Genomic DNA, 24,892 nt, shown 5'->3' on the forward strand with positions numbered 1-24,892 from the left:
CTGGTTTGACGGTGGTTATAGCGGCAGGGTAACGCCCGGTCCCTTTCCGAACCCGGAAGCTAAGACTGCCCGCGCCGATGGTACTGCACTCGGGAGGGTGTGGGAGAGTAGGTCACCGCCGTCATCAATCGTGAAGAGACGGGATTTGCATCTCAGGCGGAATAGCCAAGATGCAGATCCCGTTTCTTGTGTGTAAGATAAAGCGCGCTAAGTTGAAGTGCGATGTTACGCGAAGAACCTGGGCCTGAGTGGCCGTGATGTTTCGTCCCGAAATTGAGGGTGGATTCGCGAAGAGAATGAAGCCAACTGAATGTTGTGCTGAGCAAATGCGGGCGGGTTGGCCCGATCAGATAGTTATTGCAGGCCGTTAGGGCCAGTTGCTTTATAAGTGAAGTGCGAGGATCTAATGTCAGAACGTCGGGACGAAAATCGTTCCTCTAATGGATGGGAATCCGCGTCGGGACGCGGTGGATCGGGAAATCGTGGGCGAGGGAACTTCGGCTCACACCGAGGTAATGAATTTAGGCGCGATCGGGGTAACCGTAGCTATGGAGGATCGGACCGTCGCGAAGGTAAGAAGTATTGGGAAAACGACGGCGAACGGCACGGATCTCGCAATCACAGTGATCATTATGAGGATCGCTCGGACCGCCGGTCTGGTGGTGGCTCCTGGAACAATGATCGTTCCGGGCGCCGCGGGCGGTGGGGCGACGGCGATCGCCGCGGCGGGCAGCGTCGTTGGCAAAATGACGACCGCCGCTCGGGCTACAAGCGTCGGGAGGATGGTGAACGGCGCTCTTGGCACCAGCGGGATGACTCCGATCGCCGCGGGAGCGGTTACCGAGGCCACGATGATGAGCGCTCGGACCGTCGTAGCTTTGACCGCAAGCCCTACGGTGACCGTAATCGTCGTGGTGATGGCGGCTACGAGCGTCGGGAACGTTTTGAGCGGGAAGACCGCTTTGATCGTCGCGATAGGTTCGATCGCCGGGATCGCTTCGACAAGGGTGGCAAGTTCGACCGCCGTGGGCGTTCTGAGCGGGGAGACCGCTTTGCTCGTCGCGATAGGTTCGGTCGCCGGGATCGCTTCGACAAGGGTGGCAAGTTTGACCGCCGCGATCGTTTTGAGCGTGGGGATCGCGGCGATTACGAGCGCCGCGATCACGAGCGCCGCGATCACGAGCGGCGTGAACACGAGGGGCACGATTCTCGGCCGCGCGATCCGTTCGTACCGGAGACCGTTCGCGCCTCAGATCTGGACAGCCAGTCCGCGCGTAGCCTGAAGTCGCTCTCCAAGCAAAATGAGGAGCGAGTGGCGCGGCATCTGGTCTATGCCGGCATGATGATGGATGAGAATCCCGAATTGGCTTACGATCACGCCAAGGCGGCCTATCGTCACGCAGCACGTGTGGACATTGTGCGTGAAGCGCTCGGAATTGCTGCTTATCTGACCGGTCGTTACTCGGAAGCTTTGCGCGAACTGCGCACTTACCGACGCATGACGGACGATTACTCCCACGCGCCGCTAGAGGCAGATTCGGAGCGCGGCCTGGGTAAGCCGGAAAAGGCGCTCGCCTTCATTGCAGAGGTTCCGCTCAAGCGGCTCTCGCCTTCTGCGCAAATCGAACTTGCGCTCGTCACCTCCGGCGCACGCGCGGACGCGGGAGACTTCGATTCCGCATTGAGCGTCGTCGAAAAAATCAAATCGGAGAACTTGGAGCCGGAGCTCCGCGCGCGCGTTGAACTCGTGAAGGCTGATCGGCTTGAGGCGCTCGGGCGGACCGACGAGGCGAAGGAGCTTCGAGCTGAGTGGTTGCCGGTTTATGATCGCGAGGGCGAAGTAGATCTGTTCGCCTCCGAGGAGGATGACGACGAAGCGTTCGCTGATTCGGCTGATTCTGCCGCGTCTGCGGATGAGGCCGAGGACGATGCGGATGATCTGGACGAATCGGATGCTCAGGATGACGAACAAGGCGACTTGGACGAGGCTGAGCTCGATGAAGCCGAAGCTACCGCTGAGGCCGATGACGAGACGGACGAGGCTAATCGGGACGCCTAGAGGTACAACGGTAACCGGAAAAAGGAGTATTTAGGTGGCTCTTCCTTTTGCGCAAAACTATGATGGAGCGCTTTTTGACCTGGATGGGGTGGCGTATCTCGGCGGGCAGGCGGTTCCGCATGCCGCTGAGGGGTACTCGTTGGCGCGCGCCAACGGGATGAAGGCAGTGTTCGTGACGAATAACGCTTCGCGTCCGCCCGAAAGCGTCGCGGAGCAACTGAATTCCCTGGGCCTGGAAACTACGCCGGAGGACGTTCTCACCTCGGCGCAGGCCGCGGTGCTTCTGGCTCAGGAACTCGTCCCGGCCGGGGCTAAGGTGCTCGTCATTGGCGGAGCCGGATTGCATACGGCGATGGAAGACTCCGGTTTTGAGCATGTTGCTTCAGCTGACGAGAATCCGGCGGCGGTGATTGTTGGATTCTTCCCGGAGATTGGCTGGCGTGATCTTTCCGAGGCGGCGCTAGCGATCCAGCGCGGGGCGAAGTTTATCGCCACGAATCTGGATGCCACGTTGCCGCAGGAGCGCGGACATATGCTCGGTAACGGAAGCTTGGTTGCGGGTATTACCAACGCGACGGGGGTCAAGCCACATTCGCCGGGCAAACCCGATCCGGGGATCTACAAGCTGGCGGCCGAAAAGCTGGAGGCCAAGCACCCCTTCTCGGTGGGAGATCGTCTTGATACCGATGTGCGCGGTGCCGTGGCGGCGCAGATTCCCTGCCTGCACGTGCTGACGGGCGTGAACTCGGCTCGCGACATTATGCTCGCTGATCCGATCGAGCGCCCCGCCTTCCTCGCCGACGACCTACGGGTGCTCAACGAGATTTATCCGCAGATCGCCAAGGGTGCGGATGGCAAATGGCACTGCGAGGAAAGCTGGGCGCAAATGAACGGCGCGACGCTTGAGGTGAGCGAAAAGAACGGGGAGGAGATTCCCCTTGCGGTTTATCGCGCCGCGGTTCACGCGGTGTGGGACGCGATCGACGGCGGCACCTCGCGCGAAGAAGTGGCCAAAGAGCTCCCCAACTTCAAAGTGGTGCGCTAATGGGAAACCAGGAAGCCGAAGAGGCGCGTGGTAGCGCGGAGCGCGCGGGCGTAGACCGCGCGGGCGCGGCGCGGCCGGGCGCGCCGGCGCCTAAGCCGCATGCGCCGGTTGATGCCGCTTCTGCCCTGGATTCGCTTGAGGGCAAGACCGTCCTCGAACAGCTGGAAGAGCTAGAGCACGTGCTCGCTGAGCTCAACCGTCAGCTGGGTAGAGCGCAGGCCTAATATGGGACGTCTCATTAGAGTCGACGCGGAATTGGTCCGCCGCCATTTGGCGCGTTCGCGCGCCGAGGCGGGGGACCTCATCCGCGCTGGTCGGGTATTTCTCGACGGCGGAGAAGTCACCAAGCCGGCACGGCAGATGGATCCGGCACAGGCCTTGGTCATCAAGGATGACGGCGTAGAGCACTATGTATCCCGCGGGGCATATAAGTTGCTGGGTGCTTTGGACAAGCTCGGCGCGCAGGGCCCGGTGGTGGAGGGCGCGATTGCATTAGATGCCGGTGCCTCAACTGGTGGCTTCACCGATGTTCTGCTGCGGCGCGGAGCACAACAGGTTTTCGCCGTCGACGTTGGCTACGGGCAACTCGCGTGGAAAATTCGCGAGGACCCGCGAGTGACGGTGATGGAACGGACGAATGTGCGCACGCTCGAACCGTCAGCAATCCAGCCCGAACCCGGTCTCGTGGTGGGCGATCTATCGTTTATTTCGCTCACCTTGGTGATCCCCGCTCTGGCGGCGGTGGCAGCACAAAACGCGGATTTCCTGCTTATGGTCAAACCGCAGTTCGAGGTGGGGAAAGAAAAAATTGGCGCGCACGGCGTGGTCCGCAACAGTGATTACCACGTGGAGGCAATGGTGAAGGTGGCGACGGCGGCGCGAGAAGCGGGTCTGGCAATCCTTGCGATCGCGCCTTCGCCGCTTCCCGGACCGGTCGGGAACGTGGAGTATTTCCTGCACATGCGCAAAGGCGGCCCGGATGCGCTGGGCGAGAGCCTGGAAGATGCGGCGCGCGTAGCGGTGGCCGAAGGTCCAGCTGGCAAGGGTGGATAAGGCGGCCTAAGGCGGCGGGCCGGGTTACCATGGAGGGCGGCGGGCCCCGCGTGGGCAACCGGCCGGTGGATCACCACATGTGCTAGCAAGGAGGATGCCGGGTGGATAAACAGCGCAAGGTCTCATTCGTTGTTAATCGGACCATGTCCGCAGAGCTTTCGCGCTCTGTGGAACAGGCTCAGGAGCTTCTAACGGAGCTGGGCGTTGCCATTGACACCTCGGAAACCTACGCCGGCGCAGCCGATAGTGACCTCATTTTGGTGCTGGGCGGGGACGGCACCCTTTTGCGTGGCTCAGAAATTGGGCGAGCTGTTCATGCCCCGGTTATGGCCATCAATTACGGTCATATGGGCTTCTTGTCCGAAGCTGATCCCGCTGATTTACCGACGGTAGCCAAGCGCATTGCGGCTGGTGATTGGCGCGTGGAAAAGCGGATGACCATTGACATACAGGTGATTTATCCGGATGGAAAAGTCGCGTGGAACTGGGCACTTAATGAAGCATCCATTGAAAAAGGTGACCACGCGCGCCTTATCGAGGTTTCGGTGGGGGTAGACGGAAGCGAGATCTCCGCCTATAAGGCCGATTCGATCTTGCTTTCCACTCCCACGGGTTCAACTGCCTACAACTTCTCTGCGGGCGGGCCGGTGGTCTGGCCGGATGTGGATGCCATGGTGATGACGCCGGTGGCCGCACATGCCCTGTTCACCCGGCCACTGGTGGTGAGTCCAGATTCAATTCTTGAAGTTCGCCTGTTGCGGGAGGGCGCCAAAGTTTGGTGCGACGGCCGGCGAAGCGTGGAGGCACCGAGCGGAGCCGTCTTGCGCGCCGTGCGTGGAGCGCAACCGGTTCTGCTGGCGCGGCTTTCCGACGTTCCCTTCTCCGCGCGCCTCGTTACGCGCTTTCAACTGCCGGTGCGCGGCTGGAGCCAGATGGAGGGACGCCGGTGATCGATCACGTCACCATTCGAAACCTCGGCGTCATCGCGGAAGCCGAGCTCAATTTAGGCGAAGGATTGACCGCGCTGACCGGAGAAACCGGGGCAGGAAAAACCATGGCGGTCACCTCTTTGCAACTGCTTTTAGGTGAAAAAGCGGACGCTTCGCGGGTGCGTGCCGGGGCGAGCCGCGCCGAAATTGAGGGAACCTTCGTGGTGCCCGCTGATTCGCCCATTTTGGAGCGCATCTCGGATGCTGGCGGCATCTACGACGTCGACGGTGAGACGGCGGAAGTTATTGTGGCTCGCCACGTACCGTCCCAAGGACGCTCGCGCGCTTACGTGGGTGGGCATTCGGTGCCGACGGCGGTGCTCCGCGAAATTGCCTCAAGCTTTGTTACCGTGCACGGGCAATCAGACCAAATCCGCCTCGCGAGCCCCGCCCAGCAGCGCGCCGCGCTCGATGAATACGGCGGCGAGGCGATCGCGCGGGCAAAGAAAGCCTGGAGCGGAGCGTATGCAGCCCATCTGCGGGCACGTGAAAAGCTAGCCGAATTCGAAGAGGGAGCCAAAGAAGCCGCGCAGCGGCGCCTGGCCTTCGAGGCACTTGTTTCCAAAGTCGATGCGGTGCGTCCGCGCCTGGGGGAGGATACGGAGCTTCGTGCCGAGGCGCGGCGGCTGGAAAACTCCGAGCAGCTTTATGCGGCGTATTCGCGCGCCGCGGCCCTGCTCACCGGGTCAGACGCTATTGATAATCCCGCCTCGCAGGCGGTGAGTGAAGCGCTCAGAGCACTGGAAGAAATCGACGATCCCGCCGTCGCAGAGCTTTACGAACGGCTGGAGACGGTCGCCGCGGAAATTGATGACGTGGGCGCAGAGCTCGCTAATTTAGCTCGCTCCAGTGAAGCGCAGCCGGCACGGCTGTCAGAAATTTACAGCCGGCGTCAGGAATTGGCAGGTTTGCGAAAAGAACTGGGGATGGACCTAGATAGCGCGGTGGAGGAGGCTGAGCGAGCCCGGGAAGAACTGGGCAAGCTGTCCGATCCGGAAGGCAGGCGCGCCGGCCTGAAGGCGAGGGTAGAAGAAACTCATGCGGCAATGCTTGAGGCAGGCAAGAAGCTTCGCGCCCAACGCCGGCGAGCAGGTAAAGCCCTCGCGTCGCGGGTGAGTCAAGAGCTACCGGATCTATCGCTTCCGGACGCCACTTTCGAGGTGCGGGTGGAAGAGGTTGAGCCGGGGGCAAGCGGCGCGGACGCGGTGGCATTCCTGCTCGCTTCCCACCGCGGTGCGCCACTGGCACCACTCGGGCAGGGCGCATCCGGCGGCGAACTCTCGCGTGTCATGCTGGCGGTTGAAGTTTCCCTGGCGCAAAAGCTCAGTGAAGGTTCTCACACCTTCCTTTTCGATGAGATTGATGCGGGAATTGGCGGCAAGGCCGCCACCGCGGTGGGGCGGCGCCTGGCCCAACTCGCCACTACCTCGCAGGTCATTGTGGTGACGCACTTGGCGCAGGTTGCGGCCTTTGCCGGGACGCAAGACGCCGTCGTGAAGGAAACGGAGGACGGTCGCGCCCGTACCCAGGTGGTACGCCTGGAGGGGGAGGAGCGGGTCCGAGAGCTTGCCCGCATGCTCTCGGGTAACGAAACAGACGTGGCACGCGCGCACGCCGCTGAGCTACTTCGCGCCGCGTTTGTGGCACGATGACGTTGTGGCATGGATAAAACGACGCAAAGTCGAGGTAGATGACGCCGGCACCCTGAGCGGAACCGCCCGGGTGGACCGGCGCACCAAGCACCTCGTACGCAGGCTCAAGCCGGGCGATATTGCGGTGATCAATCACGTGGATCTTGACCGCGTTGCCGCCGAAACCCTGGTGGAGGCTAAACCCGCCGCGGTGCTCAATGCGGCAAAGTCAATTTCGGGGCGCTATCCCAACCTGGGGCCGGGCATACTCAACGAGGCCGGCATTCCCCTTATTGACGATTTGGGTACGGCGATTATGGACGTGCGTGAGGGCGAGCATCTGGAGATTGACGACGACGGCGTGGTCACCAGTGGTGGGAAAGTCATTGCCCAGGGCACCATTCAAGATGCCGAATCGATCGCCGATTCACTGGAGGCCGCGAAGGCCGGCATGACCACGCAACTTAGAGCTTTCGCCGTCAATACCCTGGCGTATATGGAGGAGGAGCAGAACCTCATCCTTGACGGGGTGGGTATCCCGAATATCCGCACCAAACTGGAGGGGCGCGACGTTCTTATTGTGGTGCGCGGGTATCGCTACAAGGAGGACCTCGCCACCCTGCGCCCGTATATTCGCGAATACCATCCGTTGATGATTGGGGTCGACGGCGGAGCGGACGCGATTCTGGAATCGGGATATAAGCCCGATATTATCGTCGGAGATATGGACTCCGTTTCCGATGACGCGCTCAAATCCGGGGCCGAGATCGTGGTTCATGCCTATCGAGACGGGCAGGCCCCGGGAAAGAAACGCGTGGAGGACCTCGGGGTCGATCACGTGGTTTTCCCGGCGACGGGAACCTCTGAAGACGTAGCTATGCTTCTGGCAGATGCCGAGGGAGCGGGGCTGATAGTCGCCGTGGGAAGCCACAATACGCTGGTGGAATTCCTCGATAAGGGGCGTGCTGGCATGGCCTCAACGTTCCTCACCAGGTTGGTGGTGGGCGGAAAACTCGTTGACGCCAAGGGCGTTTCGCGCCTCTATCGTTCGCGCATCTCCAACTGGATGATCTTTTTGCTTATTATTGCCGGCGTCCTCGCCGTGGGCGTCGCCCTCGCTTCGACCGCCGCCGGGCAGGCGACCCTCTCGGTTGTCGGTGCCCGCATGGGTGATTTTTGGGCCTGGCTAGGCACGCTTTTCTAAGGATGTAGTCGATGGTTGATTTTAAGTATCACGTAGTTTCCCTGGTGTCGGTTTTCCTGGCGCTCGCGGTGGGAATCATCCTCGGCGCGGGACCGCTGCAGGGATCGATTGCCAATACCCTCACGGGTCAGGTTGACGCGCTACGCGAATCTCGCGATTCTTTGCGAACCGATCTTTCGCGCGCGCAAACCGAGCTCGACGCCGCAAACCGCGCCGTGGTGGGAGCGGGCGAGCAACTGACGGCTGGCACGCTGACCAACCGCACGGTGGCACTTGTGGTGGCGCCGCAAACGCCGGATTCGGCGGTGGCCGGAGTGCGCGAGCAAATCGAATTTGCTGGCGGCAAGGTTACCGGCGTTGTCACCCTGACGGAAAACTACTCGTCGGCGGCTTCGGCGGCCTACCGCGGGGTCTTGGCAGGGAACCTCAATACTTATGTGAAGGATGTGCCGGAGGGAGCCTCGCAAGAGGCCACCGTGGCGGCGGCGGTGGATACCCTGGCGCGCAAGGGCACCGCCGATCCGGACGGGAAGAGCCTGAAAACCCTCCTCACCTCGCAGGACAATCGCCTGCTTGAGATCACCCAGGAGCCGGCCCAGCCGGCGCAAGCGGTGATCTTTATTACCGAAGAATCCCTGTACGCCCAGCCGGCCGCTGAGCCCAGCGCGCAGGCGACGCCGCGGGCAAATATCACCCAGATTTACGCGGACGCTTTTGGCGTGTGGGCCTCGCGCGGGCCCGCCGTGGCGGTGGGCACCGCGGACGTTCCCGATTCGACGCTTGACCGTATCCGCCACAATGGCACAGGCTCGACGGTCGATTCCTCCGGTAGCGCCCTGGCAAATGTGAATGCCGCGATGGCCACGGCCTCGGCCCTCACGGGCCAGCAGGTGGCGCTCGGTGTAGGCACGGGCGCCAACGAGGTAATGGGGCAGCGCGTGGACGCCAGCGCCAGGGCGGCCAGCGGGGCCGAGGCGCCCGAGGCGGCGGCCTAAATGCGGCCACTCGTCGGTGGTTTAGCGGCGTTTGGTGCTACCGCGCTCGCAAAGCTTGCGCTCGGAAAGCTGGGGCACGAGCGCTCACGCTTCCTCCAGCGCCAAGCACACGGTGGTCGCACAGTAAGCCTGGGCGAAGGGCTCGTGGCCGCGGCCGGAACTTTGGCGGGAAGCGCCGTCGGGCCGCACCCGTGGGCGGGCCTGCTGGCAGTAGGCGGTGCCGCGGGTGCCGGCGCCGTCGACGATTTTTGCGCCGGGAAGTTCGCCGAAGATCCCAAGGGTCTGCGCGGGCACCTGGAGGCGGCCAGCCGCGGCGTACCTACCAGTGGGAACCTGAAACTGTTCCTCATTTGCGGCGCCTCGCTATTGAGCGCGGGGGCGCTACGGCGCCCCGCGGACCGGCCGATCCTGGACTGGGTGATCCGTTCCGGCCTCATTGCGGCGAGCGCGAATATTATTAATCTGTTCGATCTACGCCCCGGCCGCGCCCTCAAGGTAAGCAGCGCGGGGGCGCTTTTAGCGGTCGCGCTACCGGGCGAGCGCGGCGCGGGCGAGTGCGGAGGGAAGTAGCGGAGTCGGTGGTCAGGGAGGCAGCCGCGGCCCCAACCAGTTCGCGCTGGCGAGATGGGTTAATCAGCGTGCTCGGGGAGGCGGCCTTAGAGATAAGTTGGGAGACCACTTGGCGCTGCCGGTTGGTGCGGCCAATATCGCCTAGCGGGTCAGATTTGCGCATCCGCGAGAAAGCAAGCGCCTGCTGGCCGTTCACGTCATGGCATCCGGCGGTCCACTCCATGCCCGAGTCGACGTCGGAAACATCGGCGTCGTAGCACAGGTTAATGCCGCCCACGGCGTCGACCAGGTTGGCCACTCCACCCATGGAAACCTGAATGTAGCGGTCCACAGTCAAGCCGGAGAGCTNTAGTCTCCGTAATGCGTATTGTGAGCTGCATTGTTTTTTTTTGTTGTAATGATACGGCGACCACCGAGATCGACACGCTTGCCCTACCCGACGCTCTTCCGATCTTGGTGACCATTGGCGGTGATCTAGTTCGCGTCACGTCCGAGACGCTGTCTCTTAGACACATCGCACGCAGGGCGCCGCCACGCTGGCGACCATTGCGGTTTGCGCGCCAGAGGACCTGCGCGGCAGTGCCATGCTGGGGGATACCGGCGCCAATGCCCTGGGCGCCAGCCTGGGCTTCGCGCTGGCGAGCCTGGAAAGCCGGCCGACCCGTTGCGGCATCCTCGCCGGGCTGGTAGGCCTAACACTTGCGAGCGAAAAGGTCTCCTTCACCTCGATTATTGAGAACAACTCCGCCCTGCGCTTTATCGACCAGTTGGGCCGGCGCTGAAAGCGAAGCGGTGAAGGCGCGACGATGAAGAAACTACTTGGCACCGCTTTAGGCACGGCGGGCGTTATCGCGGTGCTTACCGCCTTAGCGCGAGCCGCGGGCTTTGTGCGGGCCTGGGTGCAAAACGGCGCCCTCGGAGCCACCGCGGCCGGCGAGGCGTACTCGACGGCAAACACCGTACCGAATGTGCTTTTCGAGATCGCGGCCGGCGGAGCTTTGGCGGCGGCGGTCATTCCGCTTATTTCTGGCTTCCTCGCCAAGCATTTGGCGGAGGACGTTTCGCGTACCGCGTCCGCGCTATTTACCTGGGTTATCGCGCTGGGCGTTCCGCTCGCCGCGGCGGTGAGTCTGGGAGCTTATCCCATCGTTAGTTTTCTGCTGGGTGCGGGAACTGACCCGGGGGAGGTGGCCTTCGGCGCCTCGCTATTGCGTATGTTCTCTTGGCAAATCCCTTTGTACGGGATTTCTGTGGTGTGTACCGGCGTGCTCCAGGCACATAAGAAGTTCGTGCTACCCGCCCTCGCCCCGCTACTGAACTCGGTGGTGGTCATTGGGATATTCGTGCTCTTCGCCCACGTTGGCGGCGGCCACCAAAACGATCCTGCGCGCATCAGCCAGCTGGCGCTCTATATCTTGGGGTGGGGAACTACCGCTGGCGTGGCCGCGTTCTCTCTACCCCAGCTCATCCCGGTGATGCGCCGAGTTCGCCTGCGCCCCACTTTCCGCTTCCCGGCCGGGGTAGGCCGGCGCGCCCTCCGGCTGTGCGGGGCCGGGCTGGCGGGTTTGGTGGCCCAGCAGATTCAGATCGTGGCCATTATGCTCTTTGCCAACTCCCAGGGCGATACCGGAACGTATCCCGTTTACACATTCGCAAACCAGCTCTATATGGTGCCCTATGCCGTCCTCGCTGTTCCCATCGCGACGGCGGTGTTCCCGCGGCTCTCCGAGGCTGCAGCCCTCCCGGGCCGGCCGGGACTGGCCAAGCTCACCGCCCGATCCACTAGGTTGGTTTTTGATATCGGCCTGGTATGTGTGGCGCTTCTTGTCGCAGTAGCGCTACCCGCCCAGCGAGTTTTCGATGTGCTTCGTCCGGCGGAGGGAATGGCCACCGCGATGGCCGCCATGGCGCCCGGCCTGCTCGGTTACGCGGTGATTTACCACGGTTCGCGCGTGCTTTACGCCGTGGAGGCAGCCGGAAGCGTGGTGACGGTGAACTCGCTCGCCTGGCTTTCGGTCGTGGCAGCACTCGGCGTTGGAATCGCCGTGGGCGTTTCGGGCCGCCGGGAGGTGCTCGCTACCATAGGAATTGCACTATCGGTGGGGATGCTGGTGGGAGCGGTGGGCCAAGTGCTCGCCATTCGCCACTGCGTAGGCAAGGACGCCGTGCGCGGGCTTTCGCGCTCCATCCTCGTGGTACTTCCCGCGGCGATCGCGGGCGGAGCGGCCGGCTACGGGGCCGGCGTGTGGTGCCTGCATCTACTCGGCACCGGGTTGATGGCCTCCCTGCTTGCAACCGTCGTGGCGGGGGCTTTGGTTCTCCTCATTGGGGGCGGAAGTATCGTTGTGGTTGATCGGCATGAACTCGCCAGCCGCGGTGGCGCGGCAGTAGCTAACGAAAGGCAAACAATGGCAGAGCTAAGTGACGCCTTCACGCCCGGGCATATCACCGACTCGCAAATTACTCAGGTATATGGCGGCTTCGTCAATGTTTTCGAAGAAGAAGCCACGCTCTCCACCACTTCCGAGCGTTTCTCGCGTACCTGGATTGATCGCGGCGACGCGGTGGGTGTACTGGCATTACGCCAGGCAGAAGACGGCGAAGAAGCTCTCCTTATCCGCCAATACCGCCTGCCCGTCCGATCCATGATGTGGGAGATTCCAGCCGGGATCCTCGACGTCGAAGGCGAAGCGCCAGCAGACGCCGCCCTGCGCGAATTGCGTGAGGAAACGGATTACGAGGCGGAGTCAATTGAACCGCTGGTAAGCTATTTCAGCTCGCCGGGCTTTAATAACGAACGCTTGATTCTTTACGTCGCCCGCGGCCTGAGTGAATGCGACGTCCCCTTCCAGCGCGAGGCGGAAGAGGCGGAGATTGAGAAGCGGTGGGTGAGGCTCGACGACGTCGTCGCGGGGGTGCTCGCCGGTGATTTGCAGTGCCCAACGCTCGCTATGGCGGCCTTGGCGTATCGCGCTAAAAGCCAACGCGGTTAGCGAACGCGCGCTTTACCAGTTTCGGATATAACCCCTGCTCACGCACACGTGTGGTAGGCGACGTTCCAGTCTGGAACGGTTCAAACGTAATATCTGATGTAGTAGATTACGCAAAGAAAACGTTGTTTAATCGATGCGGGAGGGAGACGTGATGAGCGCACACGCTCGCGATGGCGAACGCACACATGAGAGAATCCTTCGCCTCATCGTAGAGAACGGGCCAATTTCAGCTATGGAACTGGCACAAATTACGGTGCTCACCGCCGCTGCGGTGCGGCGCCACACCTCGTCACTGGAAGCCGAAGGACTTATCACCACCTATAACTCAGGCAGTCACGGCAAGGCGCGTCGAGGCAGGCCCTCGCGCCGCTACGTCGCGACCAGTAGCGGTCAGGCGGATTTTGGTGAGTCTTCCGGAACCATCGCCAACTCGGCGCTAGATTTTATTTCCAGTGCCATGGGTCAGCAGGGAATGAAGGCATACGCGCAGGCGCGCAAACAAGCGCTAGTGGAACGCTACGCACCAGTGGTGCAAGGGGCGGGAGAAGATCCGCGCCGGCGAGTTCAAGCCTTGGCGCGAGCGCTAACCCAAGATGGATACGCGGCCTCTGTTCGGAGTGTCGATGGCACACCAATGTTGCAGCTTTGCCAGGGGCATTGCCCAATTCGTGAGGTGGCAGAAAACCACGGCCTTTTGTGCGAGGCGGAGACGGAGGCTTTCCACGAATTGCTTGGTGTGCATGTGCAGCGGATTGCCACCCAGGCTGGCGGAGCGCATGCCTGTACGCTCACGGTTCCCGCGGTTCGGGCGGTTCGCGATCCAAATCTGCCGGCGCACACACGTACTACTCACCTGAATCTCGATGGGAAGGAAGAAAATGAGACAAACGCGGCATGAAGCTGCCGTGGCCGAAGCCGTCGCCGAACAGCGCGACATTATCGATAACCTCAGTGGTGCCTACGAATACGGGTGGCACGATTCGGATGAGCGCGGGGAAGCGGCTCAGCGAGGAATTGATGAGAACGTCGTGCGGGCAATTTCTGAGGCAAAGGGAGAACCGGAGTGGATGCTCAAGCGCCGCCTGCGCGCCTATAAGTTATTTGAGCGTCGGCCCATGCCCACCTGGGGCGCGGATCTTTCCGATATCGACTTTTCCCAGTTCAAATACTTTGTGCGCGCCACCGATAAGCAGGTGCGTAGCTGGGATGAACTGCCGGCTGAAATCAAGAACACCTATGACCGGTTGGGAATCCCGGAAGCGGAAAAGGAGCGCCTGGTAGCCGGCGTTGCCGCCCAATACGAATCTGAGGTTGTATACAACTCGATTCGTGAGGATCTGGAAAAGCAGGGCGTTATTTTCGTGGATACGGATACCGCCCTGCGCGATCACGAAGAGCTGGTGAAGGAATACTTCGGGACGGTCATTCCCTCGGGCGATAACAAGTTTGCCTCGCTCAACACCGCGGTGTGGTCGGGTGGCTCTTTCATCTACGTTCCCAAGAACGTTCACGTAGAGATCCCTCTGCAAGCGTATTTCCGCATTAATACCGCGGCGATGGGGCAATTTGAGCGCACGCTGATTATTTGCGACGAGGGCTCCTACGTTCACTACGTGGAAGGTTGCACGGCCCCGATCTATTCGGAGGATTCACTCCACGCCGCAATCGTAGAAATTGTGGTCAAGCGCAATGCTCACTGCCGCTACACCACGGTCCAGAACTGGTCGAATAACGTCCTCAACCTCGTCACCCAGCGCGCCACCGTCGAAGAAGGTGGCACGATGGAGTGGATCGACGGCAATATCGGCTCGCGCATCAATATGAAGTACCCGGCCTGCGTTCTGCTGGGCGAACACGCTCACGGCGAGGCTCTTTCGGCCGCTTTCTCCGGGCCCGGCCAGCACCAGGATACCGGCGCCAAAATGTTTCATTTGGCCCCGCGAACGACGTCGTCGATCATCTCAAAATCGATTTCGCGCGGCGGCGGACGCTCCAGCTACCGCGGCCTGGTGGACGTGGACGAAAACGCGCGCGGCTCGAAATCGAACGTGCAGTGCGATGCGCTCCTCGTGGACGATATTTCCCGCACGGATACCTACCCCTACGTGGACGTTCGCACCGACGACGTCGAAATGGGCCACGAGGCAACCGTGACGAAGGTTTCCGAAGAGCAACTCTTCTACCTCATGCAGCGCGGGCTGACTGAAGAAGAAGCCATGGGCATGATTGTGCGCGGCTTCGTGGAGCCCATCGCGCGCGAGCTTCCGATGGAATACGCGCTGGAGCTCAATCGCTTAATTGATATGCAGATGGAAGGGAGCGTTGGGTAATGGCGGATTCATCAACAGCAACTTTGAAAGGCGAGCACTTTCACGTTACCCATTCGGACCGTTCCGATCGCTTCAAGAGCTTCGATCCAGCGGATTTTCCGATTCCGACTGGGCGCGGCGAGGAAGAGGATTGGCGCTTCACGCCAATCGATCGCGTGAAGCCGTTTATTGAAGACGGCTTGGCCGGCCCGGCCGCGCCAACGACCTTCCGCGTTGAGGGCGGGGCTACCGTGGAAGAGGTGCAATGCGAGGACGCGCGGATTGGAACGGTTGGAGTGCCCGATGATCGCGCAGGAGCGCTGGCCTGGGCGGCCATGCACGGCTCGCGCGTGGTGACCATGACGCGCGGGGAGCATTCGGATGTGGTGCTCAATATTCGCGCGGAGGAAGGCATGAATACCACCCACACTCGGATCATTGCCGAGCCGCATTCGAGCGGGACGGTGGTGCTGGAGCACTCGGGGCCGGGGTTGCTTTCGGAAACCGTAGAAATCTCGGTTGGCGATGAGGCAGATGTAACGGTGGTATCGGTGCAGGAGCAAGAGCGCACCGGCAAGCACCATTCCAGCCAGCGCATTGAGGTGGGCCGCAACGCCAAGCTTCGCCATATTGTGGTGACCATTGGCGGTGATCTAGTTCGCGTCACGTCCGAGACGTCTTTTTTGGCGCCGGGCGGCGACGTCGAACTCCTGGGCGCCTACATCACCGAAACCGGTGAACACCAAGAACACCGCGTTTTTATTGATCACCAGCTTCCCAACTGCAAGTCGCGTTGTACCTACAAGGGCGCGCTACAGGGCAAGGATGCGCATTCGGTGTGGATCGGCGATGTGCTGATCGGCCCACAGGCCGCGCAAACCGATACCTACGAGCTCAATCGAAACCTCGTGCTCACCGAGGGTACAAAAGCGGATTCGGTGCCGAATTTGGAGATCCTGACCGGCGACATCGCGGGTGCGGGCCATGCCTCGGCGACCGGCCGCTTTGACGAAGAGCAGCTGTTCTACCTTATGGCGCGTGGCATTCCGGCGGATGTAGCCCGCCGCTTGGTGGTGCGCGGCTTTTTCGCCGAGCTGGTGGAACAAATCGAGGTGGAGTCGGTGCGCGAGAAGCTGATGGCGGCAATTGAGCGCGAACTCGACCTGGTGGAGACGGGTGCGCTCTAGAGCGCGCGAAGGACGGTTGGCAATGAGTATGACGCGCGCATGCGGTATCGACGACGTCGAAGCGGAGGGCGCCGTGCGGGTTGAGCTAGAAAATCAAGCTGGCGAGCGGTTGGCCGTGTGCGTGGCGCGCGATTCGGACGGGAGCTGGCATGCTCTCGGCGATACCTGCTCGCACGGAAATTATTCGCTTTCCGAGGGGGATGTGTTCGACGGCGCGGTGGAGTGCTGGAAACACGGTTCGGCCTTTGATTTGGCTACGGGCATTCCGCGGACCCTTCCGGCGGTGAAGCCAGTTCCGGTTTATGAGCTAGAGATTGAAAACGACGGCGTTTACGTGGACGTCGATAAGATTCTGGAGGAAAAGTAAGTGGCAACGCTCGACATTATTGATTTGCACGCCTCGGTGCAGACACCCGAAGGTGATAAGCCAATCTTGCACGGCGTGAACTTGCATATTGGCGATAACGAAATCCACGCCATTATGGGCCCGAACGGTTCTGGAAAATCCACGACGGCCTACGCAATCGCGGGCCATCCTAAATACACCATTACCAGCGGGCAGGTTCTGCTCGATGGGGTTGATATTACCGACGCCACCGCCGATGAGCGGGCCCGGGAAGGTTTGTTCCTTGCCATGCAGTATCCGGTTGAAGTACCGGGCGTTTCGGTAACGAATTTCCTGCGGACGGCAAAAACCGCCGTCGACGGCGAAGCCCCCAAGCTACGCGCGTGGGCGAAGAAGCTCAAGGAAGTGACCGCTAAGCTCCGCGTGGATGGTGATTTCGTCAAGCGCGACCTGAACGTGGGATTCTCCGGCGGCGAGAAGAAGCGCACTGAGGTGCTCCAAATGGAGCTTTTGGAGCCGAAGGTCGCGGTCTTGGATGAGACCGACTCGGGCCTGGACGTGGACGCTTTGCGCGTGGTGTCCGAGGGCATTATGGACGTGCACGAGCGTACCAAGAACTCGATTCTGCTTATCACCCACTACAACCGCATCCTCCAGTACGTGAAGCCGGACTTCGTGCACGTTTTTGCCCACGGGCAGATCGTGCGCACCGGCGGTCCGGAGCTGGCCGAGGAGCTCGAGGCCGAGGGATACGATCAGTACATCGGTGAGTAGAGCGCGTCGCAACGCGGCGCAATGCGGCCCAACGCGGTACGGCGCAAAGGAGGAAGAGAACGATTGCTCGAGCACGAGAACGCTTTGGTCCCGGTAAGTGATTTTCCGATTTTGGGGGTGCCGATTCGGGGTGATAACCGCCTAATTTATCTCGACTCGGGCGCTACTTCTCAGATGCCGAGCGCTGTTATGCGCGCGGTCGATGAGCAGGTTACCCGGCACAACGGCGCGGTCAAGCGGGGGAGCCACCAGCTGGCCGAAGAGTCGACCGTCGCCTTTGAAGAGGCGCGCGCAAAAGTTGCCCGTTTCGTCGGCGCGGACCAAAACGAGATCGTCTGGACCAGTGGCTCCACGGATTCGCTGAATTTGCTTGCCTACGCGATGGGGAATGCCAGCATGGGGAGGGTGCCGGTGCGTCGCTTCGTGCTCGGCCCGGGCGACTCGGTGGTTGTGACCGAAGCGGAGCATCACGCGAACCTCGTGCCCTGGCAAGAGATGTGCGCGCGCACGGGTGCTCAGCTACGGTGGCTAGGGCTTACAGACGAGGGTCGAATTGACTTGGGCACGCTTGACCGCATCGATGCTTCAACCAAAGTTGTGGCGTTCACGCATATTTCGAACGTCACCGGCGCGGTCAGCCCGGTGGAAGCCATCGTTTCGCGCGCTCACTCGGTTGGGGCGCTCGCGGTGCTCGATGCTTGCCAGTCGGCGCCGCATATTCTGCTGGATTTACACGCTCTGGATGTGGATTTCGCGGTGTTTTCTGGCCACAAGATGTACGCGCCGACCGGCGTAGGCGTGCTATATGGGCGAGCTGAGCTGTTGCGCGCGCTTCCGCCGTTCCGCACCGGCGGCTCGATGATCGCCGAGGTCACGATGGAAAAAACCACCTATGCCGAGCCGCCCGAGCGCTTCGAGGCGGGCACCCAGCCGGTGCAGCAAATTATTGGTCTGGGCGCGGCGGTTGACTACCTCAGCGGCGTCGGAATGGACAAGGTGGCGCATCACGAAGCGGAGCTGGGCGAGGCTCTGTTAGAGGCGGCCTCACTCCCCGGCGTGCGGATCATTGGCCCGCGCACCTGGCAGGACCGCAGCGGAATTGTTTCGTTCGTGGTCGACGGCGTTCACCCGCACGACGTCGGGCAGTTCCTGGATGCCCGCGGGATTGCGGTACGTACGGGCCACCACTGCGCTCAGCCGGTGCACGCGCGTTTCGGAGTGAACGCGACGACCCGCGCCAGTCTGGGGATTTACAATACCGAAGCGGATGTGCAGGCCTTCGGCGCCGCGCTTGCCGAGGTGCGGGGATTTTTCGGCGTAGCTTAGCGGCGCCAGCGCGGATTTTTCGGCGTAGCTTAGCGTGAGCAACGCTTCGAGAGGAGAAAAATGGGCGAGCTAGACGAGCTTTACCAGCAGATTATTTTGGATGCCGCGCGCGAGCGGCACGGGGAAGGATCCCTCGCCGCGCCCGAGGGGGAGTCATACCAGGTCAACACCCTCTGCGGCGACAAGGTCAATATGCAGGTAGCGCTTTCCGAAGACGGCGAGCGGCTTGAACACCTTGCCTGGCAGGGCGATGGATGCTCAATCTCGCAGGCCTCCATATCGATCATGAATGATCTTCTGGCTGGGCAGAGCGTCGACCGCTTGAGCAAGCTGTACGAGATTTTCCGCGAGATGATGGACGGGCGCGGTAAGGAGTTGCCCGAGGAGCAGGCGGACGAATTGGAAGATGCGGCCGCCTTTGTGGGCGTGGCAAAGTTCCCAATGCGGATCAAATGCGCTTTGCTTGGGTGGATGGCTTTGCGCGAGGCAACCGATGAAGCAATCGCGCAACGAGCGAAAGGATAAGGCATGAGTGAGGATCCCACGCAGGCAGAGCTGGAAGAAGTTGAGGATGTTGATCCCGCGGTCATCCTTGAGCTCTTGAAGGACGTAATCGATCCGGAGCTGGGCATTAATATCGTCGACCTCGGCCTCGTTTATGGCATCACCACCGAGGGGCGCAATCTCTATCTCGATATGACGCTGACCTCGCCGGCCTGCCCGCTTGATGAAATGATCACCAGCCAGATTGAAAGCGTGACCGACGGCGTTATCGACTCGGTCGACATCAACTGGCAGTGGCTCCCGCCGTGGGGTCCCGACCGCATTACCGACGACGGCCGCGACCAGCTACGGGCGATTGGTTTCAATCTCTAGCTCGCGCGGGTATCGCCTCGAGCGGTGGCGCTCGGGGCAGCGCGCCACGCGGGTACGCGAGGCGATGCTGGCGGTAACTTAATTATCGAGATTTCTGACGGCTAGATTTCTGAAAAAGCTGAGAGCGAAGCTGAGGTTCATGAGCGACATCAATATCCAAAAGCGCGTGGCGCTGATCTCCGACTCTAGCGGTGAGCGCGGCTTAGGCTCGCTCACTTCGGCGCTTGCTTCGCGCGGCGTGGCTGGCGAGCCCACCGCAGGCGAAGGCCTCGCTAACTTCACCGCCGCCTTGCCGCTTGGCCTCCAGCAAAACACGATTACCTCGGAGGGCTTCGTCTCGTGGCTCGCTTCTGCGCAGGAGCAAACCAGTATTCTCAATCACCCGCATTTCCTCCTCTGGAATCGGCGGTCGGAGTATCTGGATGACCTCGCGGCGGTGGGGATCGACGTCTTCGACGAAACCACGGAATCAGTATCCCGGACGCACTCCCTCGTCTACTTCAACGGCGAGTACGCCTATTCGCTCAGCGAGGCGACGCCGACGCTAGCGTCAGCGGCAACGCCCGCGCCAGAGGTACCGCTCCTGAACACAGGCGCGCTGGTCTTGCGCGCGATTGGGCTCATCTCGCGTAGTAGCGAATGGGCCGCAACGTCCGGTTTACCGCTGTATCTGCGAATCGACCTCGCTGAAGTTGAGGGCGAGGCGCGGCCTCGCTTGATCGCCGTCGACGGTATAGCTCCCGGTCTTGGACTAGCGACCTCGCCGGACCACGCCCAGATGTTTGCCCAGGCGATCGCCGAGCGAGTGGAGTTCCTCTAAGCGCTAAGCCCGGCGGTGCTCGCGCTCGGCGACGCTCGTTGCGCTACGCCCGCTCGGTCCCGCGCTCGCGCCAAATATGCGCTCCATTCACCCCTTCCGCGTCGTTTTCGAAGAGAAGACCGTTGCGGTGAACGTGAATTCGAATGTGCTTGGTGTGGACGTAGCGGTGGTGACGCCAGCAAAGCGATACCGTTGTTTATATCGGTTGACCCGCCCTCGCTCCATTCCTGCGCATGATGGACATCGCAGGTTTGGTAGGTGTCGGTACATCCCGGAAAGACACATCCGCCGTCGCGAGAGATGACCGCACTTTTTCCTTATCGGAATACAGGCGCGTTGCACGTCCGACGTCGGGCACCGTACTAGGGCCGGAAAAGACGGTTCGAATAATTGACGACTGACACAGCAGATGCCCAAGTTGCGTTGGTAATAGCGGGGTGCCGTCACCGATTAGCGCGGGCTCGCATCCGGCGAGCGCTTAGGCTGGGGGATCGTCGATTATGAGCGTGCATTGCTCGCCCAAGCCGGTAGGGCTGATGGCGGAGTCGGCGCTCTGAGCTGATTCCCGGATGGCCGCGACGAGTTCTGTCGCGCGGCGACGTTCGCCGGTGAGGCCGGATTGCGTGCACTCGCCTCGCCACCCCAGGCCATTTCCCGAAAGCGCGCAGGGTGATTCCATGTCGAGCAGATCCGCGCCGGGCGGTTCTGCGCAGGGTGGCTCTGCGCCGGGCGGTTCTGCGCCGGGTGGTTCACCGCCGCTATGCCAGGCTTTTTCATTTGTGTGGCGCGCATCGATATCTTGGATGCGTATTCGTTCGGTCCGATCTTGGTTGAGCGACTTTGCTCGTGCCTGAGCGCAATAGGGCAATCGGGGTTTCCAGCCAAGGGATGCGAGTGCCCGCAAACCATTTCGGAAAACGCCCCGGAGCCCGCATTGCCGCCGCAATCGCCAAGATTGCTAGGCGGAGGAGAACCTTTTGCGTATTCCCGCTCGAGTTTGTGGATTTCCTTCTCCACGTACTCGAAGGTGTGCTGATCGGCCGCCTCAGCGTAGCGTTCGAGAGTTTCCATTTCGACCCGGACCACAATTTGCGAGGCGAGCCGATTGTTTGGGAGCGCAGATGGTGGCTCGCCCGCAACGCTACCTGGCGTAGCTGGCGCCTCGCTCTCAGCACTTTCCTCGCTACCTGGTACGGCGCCCGCTACTGCGCCACCCGGCTTAGCGCCCGCGCCACCGCTGACGATGGCGTTGGTGAAGGCGGCGGCACGACACTCTCAAACACCGCGGTGATCGGAGAGCGCTTTGCGCCCCATAACGCTGTTGAACCAGGCGTTGAGATGGTGACCGTCAATATCGTCGAAGTTGCCGTTCAACTTCCATCCGGTTCCGTCCGGTTTTGCAAAGAACGCGAGCCGCGAAGTGTGAGTGACTTTCGCTGTCTCCTTCTCCATTGCCGCCGGAGCAACCCTGATGGCCCAGGTGCGGATTCGCTTTCCAAAGGCCAGCGGGGTAGGGCAGGTACGGGCTATCGCTAAGAGTTCAGCCTCTTGTTCGAGATGAGCCTGAAGATAGTTGCGGAGCGGAGCAGACTTTCCCACCTGCGTGGTAAGGACGTCCATAAACCCGGTGCGCAGGGAGCCATCCCGGAGAGCCGTGCCGAAAAGCGAGAATTGCGTCGTCGTGCGAGCGCGTTCGACGGTGGTGCGGGCTCTAAGGCTGGATTCGCCCATCTTTTCCAAAAGATCGTGGGGGTTCGGAAACACAACCGGGTCATCATAAAGCGGTGGCGGGTTATCTTTGGGGCCGCCGTCGGGTTTCGCTTTCGCCAGCCGACGAGCCCTTGCCCGCTCATTAGCCTCTCCGACCCAGAAGGTTTCGATCCCTTGCAGAGAGTTTCGGCACGAGGTCACATTCGAAATCAGTTGCTGGAGCTCGCCGTTATTAAATTGGCGGAGTTGGATGCCGCGTATGCGTGCAGTGACGAGGTTTAGACGCGCAAATAAATCCTCCGGAGCGAGCTCCGTTTCTAGGAGCTGATCCAGAGCTTGGGCGAAGCGCGATTGCGAAGGATCTGGCGCCACTACTTCCAACGGCTTGACGGAGGCGGTTTCCGTGCCGCGTTGCTTATTGGTGCGGGAGTGCACCGTTGGTCACGGGTTTTGTGGGACATCGCCAGGCGCGCCTCGTCACGGCGATCCTGATCGAGTGCTGACATCGGCGTCACCCCCCCCTGGCAAACTGCAATCCTTCACGTTTCCGCCCCGGAAAGCTTTATGAATATAACATAAACCAAAATAACATTTAAAGCTAGCGTTTGGGTGAATTAAATCCAGAATGCTATTTAAAAAGCTTAGCGATACTTTTAAGGCGTGTTTGGTGTTTCTATTCTTCCAGACGCCTCCGACATGTTTTTTGCGTGCATGATAGCGCGCTCACCCGACGGCGCGGCGAAGCCCCGCGTCCTAAAGCTCTGCCAGGGCGTATGCAAGCGGCACCGCACAGGCAACAATGCAATGAAAAATCGCCACCAGAGTGAGGGTTGCGGCACGGGTGTCGGCATGCGAGAGCGGACCATTGGTGTGGCGCATGCGCATAGCGAGAATGATGGAGGCGAAAACGAAGGCCACGGTGGCGCTTAGCCAACCCAGGGCGAGGCGTACCACCCCGACGTCGCCGAGATACGCCATCCCTAAACCGATCAGCGCGATGAAGGTCGGGAGCAAGAAAGAGGGGCCGCGCTGCCCTTCGGAGCCGCCGGGTGCGACGGCGTCCGGCCGGAGCTGAGGTGCGTCGTCGCCGAGGTGGGAGGCATCGGCGGCTTCGCGAGCAGAGGGCGAGAATCCAAAAACGGCCCCCGCGATGGATTCCACGCCTGCGTCATTGCGTTGCGCACCGGCGCCAGCTGCGGCGTCGTCGTCGGAATCGCGAGGCTCCTCGAAACGTTCGTCATGGCGATGGTCGCGCAAAAAACAGTCCTCCACAAAATCCGCCCCGGCAAAATAGGCCGGGAAAGCTCGCGAAACTCAGCAATCGCCCCGCCGGAACGTGAGCGAATTCCTCGAATTTCGTGCCTTCCTCAAAGTACACTAGTCCACCGTGATTAGTGCCCAGAATCTTACCCTCCGCATTGGTACCCGCGTCCTCCTCAACGAGGCATCGTTCCAGGTCACGAAGGGAATGCGAGCGGGAATGGTGGGGCGCAACGGTGCCGGGAAAACCACCACCATGCGCCTGCTCGCTGGCGAGGGCACCACGTCGGATGCCGTGGATTACGAGGGATCGATCACCCGGCGCGGCACCATAGGATACTTGCCGCAGGAGTCGCGGGTTGGTGATCCGCAGCAGATCGCGAAAGACCGCATTCTCGAAGTGCGCGGAATCGACGAAACCATTCGCCGCATCCGCAAGGCAGAAAAGCAGATGGCCGAGCTCAGCGGCGCCAAACAGCAAAAAGCAATGGAGCGCTACGTGCGCCTCGACCAAGAGTTCACCAATGCGGGCGGCTGGGCCGCGAACGCCGAGGCCTCCCAGATTGCGGCCTCGCTCGGGTTGGACGAACGCGCGCTATCGCAGGAACTCGGCACGCTTTCGGGCGGTCAGCGCCGCCGGGTGGAGCTGGCGCGAGTGCTCTTCTCGAACGCGGAAACGCTGCTCCTGGACGAACCGACGAACCACCTGGATCATGATTCGCTACTTTGGCTACGCGATTATTTGAAGACCTACTCGGGCGGTTTCATCGTTATTTCTCACTCGGTAGATCTGCTTGACGAGGTGGTGACGGCGGTGTGGCACCTGGACGCTAACCGCGCCACGCTTGATGTTTACAACATGGGGTGGAAGGCCTACCTCAAGCAGCGCGAAACCGACGAGCGGCGCCGGCGCCGCGAGCGCGCGAATGCCGAAAAGAAGGCGAGCGCTCTGATGGCGCAGGCGCAGAAGATGCACGCGAAGGCCACCAAGGCGCAGGCGGCGCAGAATATGGAGCGGCGTGCGCAGGCTCTCCTTGAGGGCCTGGAAGAAGAGCGTCATGACGATAAAGTCGCGGCGCTACGCTTCCCGGATCCGGCGCCGTGCGGCAAGACGCCGTTGCGCGCCGAGAGTCTTTCCAAAAGCTACGGCTCGCTTGAGGTTTTTTCCGGCGTTGACCTGGCCATTGACCGCGGCTCTCGGGTGGTGGTGCTGGGCTTGAACGGCGCCGGAAAAACCACGCTTTTGCGTTTGCTGTTCGGGGTGGAAGAGCCTGACACCGGAACCGTTATCGCAGGTCACGGCCTGAAACTCGGCTACTACGCGCAGGAGCACGAGTTCATTGATCCCAGCAAAACCGTGGTGGACAACCTGCGTTTCGTTGCACCCGAATTTGACGAAACCGGCCTGCGAACGGTGCTTGGTTCTTTCCTGTTTTCCGGGGACGACGCCGAAAAGCCGGCCTCGGTGCTTTCCGGCGGGGAGCAAACCCGCCTGGCGCTCGCGATGCTGGTGGTGTCGAAGGCTAATGTGCTCCTGCTCGACGAACCCACGAACAATTTGGACCCCGCCTCCCGCGAGCAAATTCTTGGCGCGCTACGCAAATATGAGGGCGCGGTCGTTTTGGTGACGCACGACGACGGCGCCGTGCAGGCCCTGGAACCCGAGCGGGTGTTGTTGCTACCCGACGGCGATGAGGATCTCTGGTCCGATGATTACCTCGAGCTAGTCTCCCTCGCGTAGAGTC

At 61.4% G+C, this 24,892-nt stretch carries 27 protein-coding genes and 1 rRNA gene; 22 read left to right on the plus strand and 6 right to left on the minus strand.

Translation table 11 applies throughout. The features are described from left to right. The first annotated feature begins 7 nt into the window (after positions 1-7). A 5S ribosomal RNA gene (gene rrf, locus BN2664_RS01955) occupies positions 8-124 on the plus strand. Between the two features lie 378 nt (positions 125-502). On the opposite strand, the gene BN2664_RS09245 is transcribed toward rrf, so the two are convergent. Further along, positions 503-1,195, minus strand: coding sequence for a hypothetical protein (locus BN2664_RS09245; RefSeq protein ID WP_162137580.1), 693 nt, complete (start codon positions 1,193-1,195; stop codon positions 503-505). A gap of 117 nt (positions 1,196-1,312) precedes the next feature. Here BN2664_RS09245 and BN2664_RS01965 point away from each other — a divergent pair, with 117 nt between their 5' ends. The 9 genes from BN2664_RS01965 (at position 1,313) to BN2664_RS02005 (ending at position 9,546) form a co-directional block, all read left to right on the plus strand. Then, positions 1,313-2,059 carry a hypothetical protein gene (locus BN2664_RS01965; protein WP_007001901.1) on the plus strand — a complete coding sequence of 249 codons (747 nt, stop codon included), beginning with the start codon at positions 1,313-1,315 and terminating at the stop codon, positions 2,057-2,059. A gap of 34 nt (positions 2,060-2,093) precedes the next feature. Further along, positions 2,094-3,104, plus strand: a complete 1,011-nt coding sequence (locus BN2664_RS01970; RefSeq protein ID WP_007001900.1) for an HAD-IIA family hydrolase — start codon at positions 2,094-2,096, stop codon at positions 3,102-3,104. Further along, a complete protein-coding gene (locus BN2664_RS01975) occupies positions 3,104-3,328 on the plus strand; it encodes a hypothetical protein (RefSeq protein ID WP_007001899.1) in 225 nt (74 codons plus the stop codon). Before BN2664_RS01970 ends, BN2664_RS01975 begins: the two co-directional genes overlap by 1 nt. A gap of 1 nt (position 3,329) precedes the next feature. Then, on the plus strand, positions 3,330-4,157 hold the full coding sequence (locus BN2664_RS01980; protein ID WP_058120600.1) for a TlyA family RNA methyltransferase: 828 nt from the start codon (positions 3,330-3,332) through the stop codon (positions 4,155-4,157). Positions 4,158-4,258: 101 nt separating this feature from the next. After that, a complete protein-coding gene (locus tag BN2664_RS01985; protein WP_007001897.1) occupies positions 4,259-5,107 on the plus strand; it encodes an NAD kinase in 849 nt (282 codons plus the stop codon). Then, positions 5,104-6,798, plus strand: coding sequence for a DNA repair protein RecN (recN, locus tag BN2664_RS01990; RefSeq protein ID WP_007001896.1), 1,695 nt, complete (start codon positions 5,104-5,106; stop codon positions 6,796-6,798). Before BN2664_RS01985 ends, recN begins: the two co-directional genes overlap by 4 nt. A 4-nt stretch (positions 6,799-6,802) precedes the next feature. Continuing rightward, positions 6,803-7,981, plus strand: coding sequence for a putative cytokinetic ring protein SteA (gene steA, locus BN2664_RS01995; RefSeq protein WP_007001895.1), 1,179 nt, complete (start codon positions 6,803-6,805; stop codon positions 7,979-7,981). Between the two features lie 11 nt (positions 7,982-7,992). Further along, the gene (locus BN2664_RS02000) at positions 7,993-8,976 is read left to right on the plus strand and encodes a copper transporter (RefSeq protein WP_007001894.1); all 984 of its coding nucleotides are present in this window, start codon (positions 7,993-7,995) and stop codon (positions 8,974-8,976) included. Continuing rightward, positions 8,977-9,546: a hypothetical protein gene (locus tag BN2664_RS02005; RefSeq protein ID WP_058120601.1), complete on the plus strand. Its 570-nt coding sequence runs from the start codon at positions 8,977-8,979 to the stop codon at positions 9,544-9,546. Here the strand turns inward: BN2664_RS02005 and BN2664_RS08940 are convergent. Then, entirely contained in the window at positions 9,467-9,883 is a 417-nt protein-coding gene (locus tag BN2664_RS08940; protein ID WP_269431462.1) for an LCP family protein, read from the minus strand. The genes BN2664_RS02005 and BN2664_RS08940 overlap by 80 nt on opposite strands. Positions 9,884-10,130: 247 nt before the next feature. Here BN2664_RS08940 and BN2664_RS02010 point away from each other — a divergent pair, with 247 nt between their 5' ends. The 11 genes from BN2664_RS02010 (at position 10,131) to BN2664_RS02060 (ending at position 20,177) form a co-directional block, all read left to right on the plus strand. Continuing rightward, entirely contained in the window at positions 10,131-10,328 is a 198-nt protein-coding gene (locus BN2664_RS02010; protein WP_058120602.1) for a hypothetical protein, read from the plus strand. A 24-nt stretch (positions 10,329-10,352) separates the two neighbouring features. Continuing rightward, on the plus strand, positions 10,353-12,539 hold the full coding sequence (locus BN2664_RS02015) for a lipid II flippase MurJ (RefSeq protein ID WP_007001892.1): 2,187 nt from the start codon (positions 10,353-10,355) through the stop codon (positions 12,537-12,539). 151 nt (positions 12,540-12,690) lie between these two features. After that, entirely contained in the window at positions 12,691-13,437 is a 747-nt protein-coding gene (locus BN2664_RS02020; protein WP_007001891.1) for a helix-turn-helix transcriptional regulator, read from the plus strand. After that, positions 13,418-14,869 (plus strand): Fe-S cluster assembly protein SufB, encoded by a 1,452-nt coding sequence (gene sufB, locus BN2664_RS02025; RefSeq protein ID WP_007001890.1) that lies wholly within the window; start codon positions 13,418-13,420, stop codon positions 14,867-14,869. Before BN2664_RS02020 ends, sufB begins: the two co-directional genes overlap by 20 nt. Further along, positions 14,869-16,035, plus strand: coding sequence for a Fe-S cluster assembly protein SufD (gene sufD, locus BN2664_RS02030; RefSeq protein ID WP_007001889.1), 1,167 nt, complete (start codon positions 14,869-14,871; stop codon positions 16,033-16,035). Before sufB ends, sufD begins: the two co-directional genes overlap by 1 nt. A gap of 22 nt (positions 16,036-16,057) precedes the next feature. Further along, positions 16,058-16,402, plus strand: a complete 345-nt coding sequence (locus BN2664_RS02035) for a non-heme iron oxygenase ferredoxin subunit (RefSeq protein WP_007001888.1) — start codon at positions 16,058-16,060, stop codon at positions 16,400-16,402. Beyond that, entirely contained in the window at positions 16,403-17,155 is a 753-nt protein-coding gene (gene sufC, locus BN2664_RS02040; RefSeq protein ID WP_007001887.1) for a Fe-S cluster assembly ATPase SufC, read from the plus strand. 63 nt (positions 17,156-17,218) lie between these two features. Continuing rightward, the gene (locus BN2664_RS02045) at positions 17,219-18,481 is read left to right on the plus strand and encodes a SufS family cysteine desulfurase (RefSeq protein WP_007001886.1); all 1,263 of its coding nucleotides are present in this window, start codon (positions 17,219-17,221) and stop codon (positions 18,479-18,481) included. Between the two features lie 60 nt (positions 18,482-18,541). After that, entirely contained in the window at positions 18,542-19,006 is a 465-nt protein-coding gene (sufU, locus tag BN2664_RS02050; protein WP_007001885.1) for a Fe-S cluster assembly sulfur transfer protein SufU, read from the plus strand. Positions 19,007-19,009: 3 nt separating this feature from the next. Next, complete coding sequence (locus BN2664_RS02055) at positions 19,010-19,357, plus strand: metal-sulfur cluster assembly factor (RefSeq protein ID WP_007001884.1); 348 nt, start codon at positions 19,010-19,012, stop codon at positions 19,355-19,357. 139 nt (positions 19,358-19,496) lie between these two features. Further along, entirely contained in the window at positions 19,497-20,177 is a 681-nt protein-coding gene (locus tag BN2664_RS02060) for a hypothetical protein (protein ID WP_007001883.1), read from the plus strand. Here BN2664_RS02060 and BN2664_RS09510 read toward each other — a convergent pair. The 4 genes from BN2664_RS09510 to BN2664_RS02075 all read right to left on the minus strand — a co-directional run bounded on the left by BN2664_RS09510 (position 20,174) and on the right by BN2664_RS02075 (position 23,144). Next, complete coding sequence (locus BN2664_RS09510) at positions 20,174-20,479, minus strand: HNH endonuclease signature motif containing protein (RefSeq protein WP_374047445.1); 306 nt, start codon at positions 20,477-20,479, stop codon at positions 20,174-20,176. The two genes, BN2664_RS02060 and BN2664_RS09510, sit on opposite strands and share 4 nt — an antisense overlap. 196 nt (positions 20,480-20,675) lie before the next feature. Beyond that, positions 20,676-21,248: a hypothetical protein gene (locus tag BN2664_RS09140; RefSeq protein WP_007001882.1), complete on the minus strand. Its 573-nt coding sequence runs from the start codon at positions 21,246-21,248 to the stop codon at positions 20,676-20,678. A 204-nt stretch (positions 21,249-21,452) separates the two neighbouring features. Next, complete coding sequence (locus BN2664_RS02070) at positions 21,453-22,322, minus strand: hypothetical protein (RefSeq protein ID WP_007001881.1); 870 nt, start codon at positions 22,320-22,322, stop codon at positions 21,453-21,455. Between the two features lie 318 nt (positions 22,323-22,640). Continuing rightward, entirely contained in the window at positions 22,641-23,144 is a 504-nt protein-coding gene (locus BN2664_RS02075) for a hypothetical protein (protein ID WP_007001880.1), read from the minus strand. A 130-nt stretch (positions 23,145-23,274) separates the two neighbouring features. On the opposite strand from BN2664_RS02075, the gene BN2664_RS02080 reads away from it, so the two are divergent. Continuing rightward, complete coding sequence (locus BN2664_RS02080; protein ID WP_007001879.1) at positions 23,275-24,888, plus strand: ABC-F family ATP-binding cassette domain-containing protein; 1,614 nt, start codon at positions 23,275-23,277, stop codon at positions 24,886-24,888. The last annotated feature ends 4 nt before the right edge of the window (positions 24,889-24,892 follow it).

The organism is Actinobaculum massiliense, assembly GCF_001457435.1.
In the GTDB taxonomy this organism is placed as follows: domain Bacteria; phylum Actinomycetota; class Actinomycetes; order Actinomycetales; family Actinomycetaceae; genus Actinobaculum; species Actinobaculum massiliense.